We start from the raw sequence: 13,696 nt of genomic DNA, 5'->3' as shown, positions 1-13,696 counted from the left end.
AAAAATCTGACATCAGATGCTGGTTTTTTAAATTAACAGGAGGTACCCAACATGAAAATATTCGGTAATATATTCTCTAAAGACCCTAAATCAATTTATAGATATATTGAAGAAGGTAACATAGATGAAATAAAGAATTATTTGAAGGTGGCTAAGGATTTAAATTCTGACTTTGCACTGGAAAGTATACTTCATTATGCCATTAATAATAGCGAAAATAATTATTTTAAAACAATTGAGCTTTTAATAAATAACGGTGCTGATATTAACAGTCATCACAGTGAATTCTTGGAAACTCCTCTTCATAAACTTTGTGCAAGAGTAAAACCTCAAATAGATGTAATAACTATGATATTGGAAAAAGGAGCTAAAGTTAATGCAGTCAACATATCCGATAAGACCCCAGTGTTTTACTGCAGCTTTAATTATTCTGTGGAGCTTCTTAATCTTCTTGTAAAATATGGAGCAGACATCAATGTACATGATAAATATAAAAATACTCTTCTTCACGATGATTATATTAACTGTTATGATGAACACTTTGAAGAATTTTTAAAAGCTCTCATAAGTCTAGGCTTTGACATAAATTCAACAAATTCTACAGGATCGACTCCCTTGGATTATTGTGAAAATAAAAAAATTAAAGATATTTTAATAAAATACATTGGAAATAAATAAAAAAGCATTTCATTAAATTTTACTCTAATGAAATACTTTTATTGCTTTGTAAAATTCTTCACCATATCAACAAATAGCTTTTCATATGTTGTAAAGACATGATTCTTCTTATAAATTATAATGTCTTTATTAACCAATGAACTAGCAGAAGATTTTCTGAGTATCATATTCTGACGTTCTAAAACATCCTGTGGAATTTGCGATACCCACATAAAGGAACCCTTTACCCTTTGTAGTAAGTCAAATTGGCTTCCCCTCTCATATATATAAATTCGCTTTAAATGTAGCCTAGCTTCAGCATCCTTTTTAATTTCACTAGGTGAAAGAGAAGGTACCTGGAAATCCCCATGGACAATCTCTGTATAGTTGCATAGGTCATAATATGGAATATCCTCCAGATTAGCAAGAGGATGGTCCTTTGACATAAGCAGGCATAAGTCAAATTCCCAAAGTGGTTCATATTCCAAATCCGAATCCTTTAAAAAGGATAAAAAATAGTTTTCATATAGTTTTTCATAACGAATAATTCCTAAATTAGAATCTCCGTTATGCACATCATTTATTGCTTCCATGGAATTTGTTTCTTTAAAAAAAATATTTATTTCTCTTTCCTCATTTAGAGAGTTAACAAACTCAGAAAATGCCACAGAAACATAAGTTGCTCTAGGAACAGATATATTAAATTTTATGACATCCGATTCGCAAGGCTTGTATAAAGACTCCAACTCATTAACTTGAGATAGAATTGCCTTTGTATAAGATAAAAATTCAGCACCTTTTCTAGTTGGTTCAACCCCTTTAGCCGTACGCTTGAAAATAGTAATTCCAATCTTCTTTTCTAAATCCTTAATAGCTCTACTTAAATTAGGTTGTCCCATAAATAGATTTTGTGCAGCCTTTGTAATCGAATTAGTCTTTTCAACTTCAACAATATATTTTAAGTGTAATAAGTTCATAGCCCTCACCCATTCATTATTAAACATATGTAATATATAAATTATACATTACCCCCTCCTAAAGTTCAATGTTACAATAAAAGTATTGTAAATTTTTTATCAATTCTCACAAATAATTCTTAATTAAGTCATAAATAAACATTTTTAAAGGAGAGGGTAAAATGGATATTTTAGTATGTATAGGAAGCAGTTGCCACGTTAGAGGATCTTATTCAATAATGAATGAGTTAAAATCAATGATAACTGAAAAACATTTAGATAGTGAGGTTTATATTAAGCCTGCCTTTTGTCTTGGTTATTGTAAATTAGGGGTAACCATAAAAGTGGATGAGCAGCTTGTAACTGGAGTAACAAGAGAGAATTTAACAGAGGTTTTTGATAAATATGTTTTAAAGAAGGTTGATTAACCTATGAGCATTTTAAAATTAAAGAAAGCAAATTGTAAAAATTGCTATAAGTGTATAAGGAATTGTCCTGTAAAATCTATTGAAGTTAAGGACCATCAGGCACAAATTCTTGAAAGAGACTGTATACTTTGTGGCAATTGCATTTTAACCTGTCCTCAGGACGCTAAAGAAGTTAGAAACGACTTAGAAATCGCTAAAAATTTAGTTAGAGGAGACAAAGATATCATTGCTAGTGTCGCCCCTTCCTTTATTGCAAATTATGATGTTTCAACCTTTGAAGCATTTAAAGATATACTTAAAAAATTAGGTTTTTCAGACGCTTATGAGACAGCAGAAGGTGCATTTTTAGTAAAGAGTGAATATGAACAACTCATAGCTAAAAACACTGGAAAAACAATAATCTCATCCTGTTGTCCCACAGTAGTTAAATTAATTCAAAAGCATCATCCCAGTACTCTTGAAAATTTAGCTCCTGTTTTATCTCCAATGCAAGCTCATGGGAATCTGATTAAAGCTAAAAATCCCAGTGCACAGGTGGTATTTATCGGCCCTTGTATTTCTAAAAAAGATGAGATTGAAAACTATCCAGGAGCAGTAGATATGGTTTTAACCTTTGATGAACTCAATCAGTGGCTTGAAGATGCGCAGATTAACATAACTGCTATGGAAGATACCCGCTCCTTAAAATATTTATCTAGATTGTTTCCTGTAGCTGGTGGAATAATTAAAACCATGAACATAAATACAGATTATAAATATATTTCTGTAGATGGCATTGATAACTGTATTGATGCACTGATTGAAGTAGAAGAAGGTAACTTTGAAAATTGCTTCATCGAAATGAGTGCCTGTAATGGCAGCTGCGTTAATGGTCCTGCAAGAGGTAAAAATAAATTGAAGCTTATAAATGCACAAATAAAAGTGGAGAAACTTGCCCTTAATAAGGAAACTCTCTGCGATTATGATTTAAATACAGATATAAATCTCTATAAAGAAATTAAAAGTGAAGAGATTGTTTGCCTTCCCCCTAGCAAAAGTGATATTGCAGCTATACTAAAAAAAATGGGTAGAAATAATCTCAGTGATGAGCTTAATTGTGGTACCTGTGGCTATAATACCTGTAGAGAAAAAGCTATTGCTGTATACTTTGGTAAAGCTGAAATAACCATGTGTCTTCCTTATATGAGGAGCAAAGCAGAGTCCTTCTCAGATAAAATCATAAGTGCAACTCCCAATGCAATTTTAGCTGTAGATATGGATCTCCGAATTCAACAGATTAATAGAGCTGCCTGTAATATTTTTGGGATTTTAAGGTGTGAAGATGTTATAGGTGTACCTGTGTCAAGAATTATGGACGAGTTTGACTTTGTCAATGTAATTTCTAAAGAGGAAAGTAGGACACATAAAAAAGTTTATTTAGCAGAGTATGAAAAATACATCGAAGAGCTACTAGTATATGATAAGAATAGCCATGTAGTAATTTGTATAATGAAAGATATAACTAACAAGCACTTAAAGAGAGAAAAACTGCTAGCTTCAAGAAATAATGCAAAAAATATTGCAGACAAAATATTAGAAAAACAAATAGGAATTGTTCACGAAATCGCTTCCCTACTTGGCGAAACTACAGCCGAAACACAAGTAGCCCTAAAAGAGCTGGAAAACACCATGTTTGAGGAGGATGAATATTAGTGAAGAACATATTTATGGAATGTGGATTTGTAAGCCTCAGTAAGCATGGTGAGAAGATTTGTGGAGATTACTATACCATGGTAAAAAAAGAGGATACCACTACTATTGTGCTTTCTGATGGTCTTGGCAGTGGGATTAAAGCAAACATTTTAGCTACATTAACTTCCAAAATTTTAAGCACTATGATGGCTGGAAATATGACCATTGAAGATAGTGTGTATACCGTAGCAAACACATTGCCTGTATGTAAGGTTAGAAATCTTGCCTACTCGACTTTTACAATATTTCAATTAGTTCACTATAATAATAATGCTTATTTAGCTCAATTTGATAATCCGAGTGTAATTTTAATAAGGGAAGGTAAAAATTTTCCCTACTGCTCCACCTGTAAGATTATTGGCGAAAAAGAAATCTATGAAAGCAACATACAACTTCAAGTTTACGATATGATTATTTTACTTACAGATGGCATTACCAGTGCTGGACTTGGGCGAGTTACTACAAATGGTTGGCCACGAGATGAAATTATCAAATATATAGAGCTATGGTATACCCCTAATATGTCACCTCAGAGAATGGCCTCTGCCATCGCTGATGCCTGCCTGGATTTATCTCTCGGTACTCCTCAGGATGATTCAACAGTTGCAGTATTTAAGATAAGAAAAAGACAGGTAGTAAACCTTATTATAGGGCCTCCCGAGAAAAAAGAGGAGGATAATATAATACTAAAGCTCTTCTTTTCTAAAGCTGGTAAAAAGATAGTCTGCGGTGGGAGTACTTCAAAAATGGTTAGTAACTATTTAAACAAACCTATAAAGGCAACTGAAAGTTCTCTGGATGAAGAAATACCTGCAATCGCTAGTATAGAGGGTGTGGATTTAGTTACTGAAGGAGTTATTACCCTTGGCCGAGTAGTAGAACTAGGTAGAAAGTACTTAGAGGATAGTAAAATATCCCTAGATTTAGAGAATAAAACTGATGGTGCTTCTCTACTTGCAAAGTTACTCTTTGAGGAAGCTACAGATGTAAATTTTTTTATTGGTAAAGCAATTAACCCTGGTAATGAAATAGATGGTATGAAGATTAGTGCATCCGTTAAAATGAGTTTTATAAGAGAAATTAAGGGCATTTTAATTGAGATGGATAAGAAAGTTAAAGTAAGCTTATGTTAGGAGGTAAAACCATGCGATTATTTGATACTAATGTTCAAGAACTTAAATATGAGGTATTAAAAGAAGTTGCAAAACTTGCTTTTGAAGATGGTCTACAAGATGGAATACTAAATATACCTGAGAAAATTGTACCTGGCCCAGATGCTACTATGCGTTGCTGTATTTATAAAGAGCGTGCTATTGTAAATGAACGTGTAAAGCTTGCCATGGGTGGAAATAAAAATAACCCCAATGTAATTGAGGTTTTAAATATTGCTTGTGATGAATGTCCTGTTACTCAATTTTCTGTTGGCCCTGCTTGCAGGGGATGTATTGCTCATAGATGCGAAAATGCTTGCCCAAGAGGTGCTATTTCCTTCGCCCTTCATAAGGCGGTTATAGATCATAAAAAATGCATTAATTGTGGAAAATGCTTAAATGCTTGCCAATATAGTGCAATTATTAAAAATGTTCGACCCTGTGAAACTGCCTGCAAATCCCATGCTATTTCTATGGATGAACATAAAAAAGCTCATATTGACGAATCCAAATGTATTGCTTGTGGCGCCTGTGTTTATCAATGTCCCTTTGGTGCTGTTATGGATAAATCCTATATACTAGATGCCATAAACCTTCTCCGTGAAAACCATACCGATAGTAAAGTTTATGCCATTATTGCTCCTTCTATTACAGGACAATTTAAAACTGCTAAGATAGGGCAAGTAGTTTCTGGACTTAAACAGCTAGGTTTTTACAATGTTGTAGAGGCAGCCCTTGGTGCGGACATAGTAGCCCACAAGGAAGCTAAGGAACTTGCAGAAAAAAAATTCTTAACTAGTTCTTGTTGTCCTGCCTTTGTAGCCTACCTTCTGAAAAATTTTCCTGATTTAGAGGAGCATATATCTCATAATCTATCACCTATGGCTGAAATAGGTAAATATATTAAAAGCGTTCACCCCAGTAGTAAGGTGATATTTATTGGCCCTTGCACTGCAAAGAAAGCTGAAGTTAAAAAAGACAGCGTTAAACAATATGTAGATGTGGTCTTAACCTTTGAAGAACTTCAAGCACTATTTGATAGTAGAGACATTAAGCTTTCAAGTTTACCAAACGATGTGCTAGATAATGCCTCTTACTTTGGAAGAATTTTTGCAAGAAGTGGCGGTCTGTCAGATGCGGTAGCAGAAGCTTTAAAAGAACAAGGAGTAACAGATTTTAAAGTCTCCCCTATTCCTTGTAGTGGTATTGAAGAATGCAGAACTGCCCTTTTAAAAGCTAGTAAAGGTGTTTTAAAAGAAAATTTTATTGAAGGTATGGCCTGCAACGATGGTTGCATAGGGGGTGCTGCCTGCTTAACCCACGATGCTAAAGATAGGAAATTAGTTGATGACTATGGCAGAGAGGCTATGGAGAAAACAATAAAGGATGCAATTGATATTTTAAACTTTACTTAGGTGCCTTATGGCTAAAAGCCATAAATATAGGACTGTTTTAAAAGTATTTTCTAATAGAATATACTTTTAAAGCAGTCCTATTTGTCTATATTTATATGGTAATTTAGAAAAGTATTGCAAAATACGCCTAAAAGTGACATAATGTGTGTGTGTTATAACCTAATTTAGTCTCAAAATTTATAAAATTTAGGAGGTGACACTTTAAGTATATATATTTTGTTATATGACTTATAGGAGATTAACAATTATTTAATAAAGGAAGTGAAGAGTATTGAAAAAAAATTCCAAATTTATATTTACAATTTTAGTAATATGTATTTTTATTTTTAGTGGAATTATTTATCTATTAAGTAAAGAAAAAGTTGGTGAAAAATTTACTCAGGTACTTGCATTTGGAGATAGTTATTCAGACAATGGACAAGCTAAAAAAGTTTCTGCACAAATCATGGCAAGCACTAATAAACCTAGTGATGCATATTTAAAACCTTCCGATAAATTATATTGGAAAGGTAGATATTCAAATGGCCCTACATCTGTTGAAGTGTTAGCCGAAAAGTTAGGTGTACCATTAATTGACTATGCTACAGGTGGTGCAACCACTGGAGAAAAAAACTATTCTAAGTGGATGGATTACTTGGGAAATACAGGGGTACTCGGACAAATTGAAAAATTCGAAAAAAATTTAAAATCAGGTAAGGCTGATCCCGATGCATTGTATTTTATTTTTGCTTCTGCCAATGATTATTTTTTATTCATGGATTATTCTTTACCCGGTACAGTTGAAAACGTGGCAGATAAAGCTGTTGCTAATATAAATACCGCAGTTAAAAGATTAGAAAAGCTTGGAGCTAAAAAGTTCCTTGTAGTAAATAGCAGTGATTTATCACTTGTACCTTATGAAATTACTAATAATAGAACAAAATCTGCTGAAGTTTTTGTAAATCATATGAATAAAAAACTTCCTGAAACCATAAAAGAATTACAAAAAAACTCAAATATCAAAATCATGATGTTTGACTTACCTAAAATCAGTGAAAATATAATGAAAAATCCAAGCCAATATGGGTTAGTTGAACTAAATAAGGCGTGTCAAAGTACTTATCCAAAAATCAAACCAGCACATGATAATGCAGAGCAATTTTATTTTTGGGATGAATGGCATTTTACAGCTGTTGTCCATAAGATATTTGGAGAAAAAATGTATGATCAGGTGAGAATGTTTAAATAGAAAGATATAATTCAGGTTAGGAGATAGTTATTATGATTAAGAAATTTAAAAGTATTCAAACTCAAATTTTAGTTATTACCATACTTATTATAATATTGGCACTTGCAACTGTTGGTATTATAATTAGCTATCAAGTTAATACTCAAGCTAGAAAAGATTATCTTAATAATTCTAAGGAACAGATGAAATTGGCTGAGAATTCTATCCAAATTCTTTATGATCAAATAGATAAAAATATAAATATGCTAGCCACTCATCCCTTAATAGGTAAGGCAAACAAGAGTAATATTACAAATTATATTAATACTACAAAACCTACTAAAATGACACCCTCTAAAAACGGAACAATAGAACGTGGAATTTATAATGTATTTGAACAATATGCAAATTCACATCCTGGTACAATGTTTGTTTATTTGGCTACTAAAGATGGTGGTTATGTAAATTGGCCTGAAACTACTATATCAAAAAAATACGATCCAACTTCTAGGGATTGGTATCAGAAGGGTTTAAAAGGAAATGGAAATATAATAAGAACAGCCCCTTACAAAGCTGATACTGGTTCAATGGTTATAAGTAATGTACGTTCATTAACTGATTCTAACGGAAAGGTATTAGGTACAATAGGAATTGATGTTGAACAATCGGTAATTAGTAACATGTTAAGTAAAATGAAAATAGGGAAAACAGGTTTTTATATGCTTATACATAATACAGGAATGATTATGGCAGATGGAAATAATGCTACTAATAATTTTAAAAATATAAAAGATGTGAATATACCAGGAGTAGAAAAAGTATTGTCAAAAGATTTAAATTCTTTTAATGTGACTATTAGTGACATTAAATATATTGGTAATACATATAAAATAAATAATACTGACTGGATTTTAGCATCTTTTATGTCAGAAAATGAATTAATAGCAAGCGCTAAAAGAATATCTATTATAGTCTTGGTTATTTCAATATTTATGTTAATTTTAACATTTATTTTAATTAATATTAGCACAAAGCGAATTACCAATCCAATAATAAAATCTTCTCAATATTTAGGAATACTCGCAAAGGGTGATTTTTCCCAAGCGCTTGACTCTGAATTATTGTCAAGAAAAGATGAAATAGGCTCAATTACCAATGGTATTAATAATATGAAAAATTCATTAGTGAATTTAGTGGATAGTATTAAAACAGAATCCTCCGCTATGGAACAGAAAGTGAATAGTATTGTAGACAATGTACAGATATTAGATAGTGACTTACAAGAAATATCTGCAACCACAGAAGAATTAGCCGCAAGTATGGAAGAAACCTCAGCAGCATCTGAACAAATGTCAGCAACTTCACAAGAAATGGAAATAAGTATTCATTCTATAGCGCAAAGGTCAGAAAAAGGTGCTATTGCAGCTAATGAAATTAGTAAAAGAGCAACTTCCATTAAAGAAAATGCCAATATTGCTCAAAAGAGAGCTGCAAGCATTCTTCTTCATACACAAACGCAACTTGAGCAAGCAATAGAAGATTCAAAGGTAGTTGGTGAAATCAATATCTTATCTGAATCTATCATGCATATAAGCGAAAAAACTAATTTACTTGCATTAAATGCTGCTATCGAAGCTGCAAGAGCTGGTGAATCTGGAAGAGGATTCTCAGTTGTTGCTGATGAAATAAGAAAGCTTGCAGAACAATCAAAAGATACGGTGCTAAAAATACAAGCTGTAACAACAAACGTTATATCTTCAGTAAATAATCTTTCTACTAATTCTAATAATTTATTAACTTTTGTATCTACAGATGTTGCTAATGATTATCAGGTGATGTTAGATGTTTCAGAAAAATATAACGAGGATGCTAAGTTTGTAGATGAACTAGTAACAGATTTTAGTGCTACTTCTGAGGAACTTTTAGCTTCAGTTCAAGAGGTTTTAGGCGCTATAAATAACGTGGCCCAAGCAGCTAACGATGGTGCTTGTGGAACTACAAATATAGCAGATAGAGTTACTACAGCAAATTATAAATCAACAGATGTTATGGCGGAAGTTTTAAAATCAAAAGAAAGTACTGATAGATTAGAACAAGAAGTGAATAGATTTAAAATATAATCTATATTTTAAATTTATTGCAGTTTAAGCAGTCTTTCCCCCATATCAGGTGTAATACTAAAGAGCGACACAAAAATAATTAAAAATTTACGAAAGCTGTATTAATGAAATACAGCTTTCGTAAGAAATAAAGTATTATATTACAAGAGGATTACCTACTGTTTGGACTTTTAACAGATTAGTTGTTCCAGATATACCAACTGGCCCTCCAGCTGTTATTACAATAATATCTCCTTCTTCAACTAATTTAATGGCCAAAGCTTGTTGAACTCCAAATTCAAACATTTGTTCAACGTTTAAAGCTTCCCTAACTAGTAATGGAATTACTCCCCAAGAAATACATAATTGTCGTAGAACCTTTGGCTTTGATGTAGTTGCTATTATGGGACAATTTACTCTAAATCTAGAAATCATTCTAGCAGTTTGTCCAGATTGAGTTGGAGAAAGTATTGCAGTTGCCTTTAACTGCAGTGCAATTGCACAAGTCGCATAGCATATAGCATTTGTAATATCTTCCACCATGTTAAATTGCATTGCAGTTAATTTGCTGCCATAATCAATAGATTTTTCTGCCATTTCAGCGATTCTAACCATAGTTTTCACACTCTGAATAGGATAATTACCAATAGCACTTTCACCTGAAAGCATAATTGCGCTAGTTCCATCATAAACAGCATTTGCTACATCACTAGCTTCGGCTCTAGTAGGTCTTGGATTTTTAATCATTGAATCTAACATTTGAGTTGCTGTTATTACTGATTTACCACTTTCATAGCATTTTTTGATTATCATTTTTTGAACAATTGGAACTTCCTCTGTAGGTAATTCTACACCTAAATCTCCTCTTGCTACCATGATACCATCTGAAACCTCTAATATTTCATCAAAATTACTTACGCTTTCTCTATTTTGAATCTTTGAAATTATCATTATATCCTGTCCACCATATCTCTTTAATATTTCTCTCACTTCGGTTACATTCGAAGCCTTTCTTACAAAAGAACAAGCTATAAAATCAAATTCATTTTCTATAGCAAATTTTATATCTTCGATGTCTTTCTCCGTTATTGAATGTAAATGGGTGTCTATTTCAGGAATATTTACTCCTTTGTTATTACTTATGACTCCACCATTTAATATTTTGCAATGGATGTCCTTACCCACCACCTCTTGTACTTCTATTGCTACAAGTCCATCATTTATTAATATTCTTGTGCCAACCTTAACATCCTTATATAATTTCTTATGTGAAATAGTTGCCCTATCTTCTGTCCCTAAAATATTTTCATTTACAAGTACAAATTCATTGTTCTCTTGTAATATTACTTCACCTTTTTCAAATTTACCTAATCTAATTTCAGGCCCTTTTGTATCAAGCAATAATGGAAGTGGAATGTTTAATTTTTCTCTAACCTTTTTTACCCTATCCACTCTTGCCTTATGTTCTTCCTGAGTACCATGAGAAAAATTTAATCTTGCTACATCCATCCCGCCCAGTATTAATTGTTCTAATAAATTCTCATCATCTACCGCTGGTCCTAAGGTACATACTATTTTAGTCATTCTCATTGTTTATTAGCCCCTTTCATTGGTGTATAACCAGCGAAGTGCTGGTTTACGTGGGTTTGTAGTGATAAATTTAAAGGTAAACATAAAAACTGCTACTAATTAATATGGCGTCCAAAATAAATTAATTTGTATTACTCTAGGAATGTTTATAAATTATAATTTATTTATGAACTAAATATATCATAAGTTTCAATTATAAGGAATGGAGTAAATCAAATAAAAAAAATTATCTTTTAATATTCCTTATTCAAACATTTTTTTATTGAATCTTTAATCAACCCTTCTTTTGCAATATATGGAATGGTTATATGGTCAGTTCCATTATGTGTTTTGTTAAATTCCGCAGCAGTTTCAATTGAGTGTTCATTTCTTGCCCATGAGCGTCTTGCAATTCCACTCATGACATCCCAGGATAGTGCAGATTTAATTATCTCATCTACTTTATAACTTCCATCAAGTACTAATCCAAATCCGCCATTTACTGCTTTTCCTATTCCCACTCCACCACCATTATGAAGTGCAACAAAACTCATTCCTCTTGCCGCATTACCAGCAAAGCATTGAATAGACATATCTGCCATAACATTACTTCCATCTTTAATATTAGATGTCTCTCTCAATGGAGAATCTGTACCACTCACATCATGATGATCCCGTCCCATCATAACAGGTCCTATTTCTCCTTTTCTAACCATATCATTAAATTTTAATGCAATTTTGATTCTTCCTGCAGCATCCTGATATAATATCCTTGCCTGAGTTCCTACTACAAGATTATTTTTCTCTGCATCCTTTATCCAATTATAGTTATCCCTGTCCTGATACCTTCTGTTTGGATCTATACATTCCATTGCAGCATAATCAGTTTTTATTAAATCTTCATTCTTTCCACTTAAGCAAACCCACCTAAAAGGTCCATAACCATAGTCAAATAACTGTGGTCCCATTATATCTTCTACATAAGATGGGAAGATAAATCCATCCTTATCATCTCTTTTATTCTTGGATATTTCTTTTACTCCTGCATCATATACAGCTTTCATGAAAGAGTTCCCATAATCAAAAAAATAGGTTCCTCTATCAACAAGTGTTTTTATTAATTCAAAGTGTCTTCTTAAGCTTTTATCCACTAATTGATTAAATGTTTTTCTATCTCGTGCAAGCAATCTTGTTCTTTCCTCAAAAGTTATACCATGTGGACAGTATCCTCCATCATATGGAGCATGGCATGAAGTCTGATCAGTTAATAAATCAACTTTAATGTTATTTTGAGTTGCATATTCAAGCAAATCTACTATATTACCCCAATATCCTATAGACATAGGCTCTTTCCTTGTTATATACTCATTTGCAATTTTAAACACTTGACCCAAATCTTCTGAATACTTCTTAACCCACCCTTGCTCAATTCTTGTGTCTATTCTTGATTTATCAACTTCAGCTATTATTCCCACACCGTTTGCTATCTCAACTGCTTTTGCTTGAGCACCACTCATTCCCCCAAGTCCTGAACTTATAAATAAATGCCCTCTTAAATCTCCATCATTTGGAATACCTAATTTTAATCTTCCTGCATTCAAAAGGGTATTATATGTTCCATGTACAATTCCTTGAGGTCCTATATACATTAGGCCCCCTGCTGTCATTTGCCCGTAATTTGCAACACCCATCTCTTCGGCTATTTCCCAATCCTTCTGATTATCAAACATGCCTACCATAAGTGCATTAGTTATTATTAACCTTGGTGATTCAGGCCTGGATTTAAAAAGTCCAAGTGGATGTCCAGATTCCAATACAAGTGTCTGATCCTGCGTCATTACTTCAAGGTATTTTTTTATAAATTGATACTGCATCCAATTTTGAAATACACTTCCTGTCTCTCCGTATGTAACAAGTTCATATGGATATAATGCTACTTCAAAATCTAGATTATTTTCTATCATTACCTGAAAAGCCTTGCCTTCTATACATTTCCCTTTATACTCATCTATTGGTTTACCATAAATTCTTTCTTTTGGGCGAAATCTGTACCCATATATTCTTCCTAGTTTTGTCAATTCTTCTAAAAATTCAGGTATAAGTTGTTCATGATACTTTTCAGGAATATAACGAAGTGCATTCTTAAGTGCAATTTCTGTCTGAGCTTGCGTTAAATGGAATCCTCTACTCGGAGCCCTTCTTATTCCTTTTGCGAATGTAGGCATCTCTGGTAGGTAGTCATCTAACTTTACTGTCATAGCTTCTGAAATTTCAAAATTATCTAACATAAAACATCCACCCTTCAATTTATAGTTTTATTTACTCTGTTTATTGCAGAACCATCCAAACAAAATAACAAAAAAAAATCAGCTACAAAACAATACACGTAATGATTGACTGTATCTTATTCATATTAATCACCTCAATACATATTATTCTGCATATATCCAAATATTACTTTTTTATCTATTCCATACATATCA

The 13,696-nt window shown here is 32.5% G+C and carries 10 protein-coding genes; 7 read left to right on the top strand and 3 right to left on the bottom strand.

What is annotated here, in order from left to right:
* Positions 1–51: 51 nt before the first annotated feature.
* On the top strand, positions 52–678 hold the full coding sequence (locus Ctaglu_RS12645; protein ID WP_125002189.1) for an ankyrin repeat domain-containing protein: 627 nt from the start codon (positions 52–54) through the stop codon (positions 676–678).
* Positions 679–716: 38 nt separating this feature from the next.
* On the opposite strand, the gene Ctaglu_RS12640 is transcribed toward Ctaglu_RS12645, so the two are convergent.
* Positions 717–1,634: a LysR family transcriptional regulator gene (locus tag Ctaglu_RS12640; protein WP_125002356.1), complete on the bottom strand. Its 918-nt coding sequence runs from the start codon at positions 1,632–1,634 to the stop codon at positions 717–719.
* A gap of 161 nt (positions 1,635–1,795) precedes the next feature.
* Between Ctaglu_RS12640 and Ctaglu_RS12635 the strand changes: the two genes are divergently transcribed.
* From Ctaglu_RS12635 to Ctaglu_RS12610, 6 genes are all read left to right on the top strand, one after another.
* A complete protein-coding gene (locus Ctaglu_RS12635; RefSeq protein WP_125002187.1) occupies positions 1,796–2,041 on the top strand; it encodes a (2Fe-2S) ferredoxin domain-containing protein in 246 nt (81 codons plus the stop codon).
* Between the two features lie 3 nt (positions 2,042–2,044).
* The gene (locus Ctaglu_RS12630) at positions 2,045–3,733 is read left to right on the top strand and encodes a [Fe-Fe] hydrogenase large subunit C-terminal domain-containing protein (protein WP_125002185.1); all 1,689 of its coding nucleotides are present in this window, start codon (positions 2,045–2,047) and stop codon (positions 3,731–3,733) included.
* Positions 3,733–4,905: a SpoIIE family protein phosphatase gene (locus Ctaglu_RS12625; protein WP_125002183.1), complete on the top strand. Its 1,173-nt coding sequence runs from the start codon at positions 3,733–3,735 to the stop codon at positions 4,903–4,905. Before Ctaglu_RS12630 ends, Ctaglu_RS12625 begins: the two co-directional genes overlap by 1 nt.
* An 11-nt stretch (positions 4,906–4,916) precedes the next feature.
* On the top strand, positions 4,917–6,338 hold the full coding sequence (locus tag Ctaglu_RS12620) for a 4Fe-4S dicluster domain-containing protein (RefSeq protein ID WP_125002181.1): 1,422 nt from the start codon (positions 4,917–4,919) through the stop codon (positions 6,336–6,338).
* A 271-nt stretch (positions 6,339–6,609) separates the two neighbouring features.
* On the top strand, positions 6,610–7,566 hold the full coding sequence (locus tag Ctaglu_RS12615) for an SGNH/GDSL hydrolase family protein (protein ID WP_125002179.1): 957 nt from the start codon (positions 6,610–6,612) through the stop codon (positions 7,564–7,566).
* A gap of 32 nt (positions 7,567–7,598) precedes the next feature.
* On the top strand, positions 7,599–9,665 hold the full coding sequence (locus tag Ctaglu_RS12610) for a methyl-accepting chemotaxis protein (RefSeq protein WP_125002177.1): 2,067 nt from the start codon (positions 7,599–7,601) through the stop codon (positions 9,663–9,665).
* A 135-nt stretch (positions 9,666–9,800) separates the two neighbouring features.
* On the opposite strand, the gene pyk is transcribed toward Ctaglu_RS12610, so the two are convergent.
* On the bottom strand, positions 9,801–11,234 hold the full coding sequence (gene pyk / locus Ctaglu_RS12605) for a pyruvate kinase (protein WP_125002175.1): 1,434 nt from the start codon (positions 11,232–11,234) through the stop codon (positions 9,801–9,803).
* A gap of 233 nt (positions 11,235–11,467) precedes the next feature.
* Complete coding sequence (gene hutU, locus Ctaglu_RS12600) at positions 11,468–13,501, bottom strand: urocanate hydratase (RefSeq protein WP_125002173.1); 2,034 nt, start codon at positions 13,499–13,501, stop codon at positions 11,468–11,470.
* Positions 13,502–13,696: the final 195 nt, after the last annotated feature.

Origin of the sequence: Clostridium tagluense (assembly GCF_003865095.1) — a bacterium.
Lineage (GTDB): Bacteria > Bacillota > Clostridia > Clostridiales > Clostridiaceae > Clostridium_AD > Clostridium_AD tagluense.
This window is presented reverse-complemented; position numbering and strand designations above follow the sequence as displayed.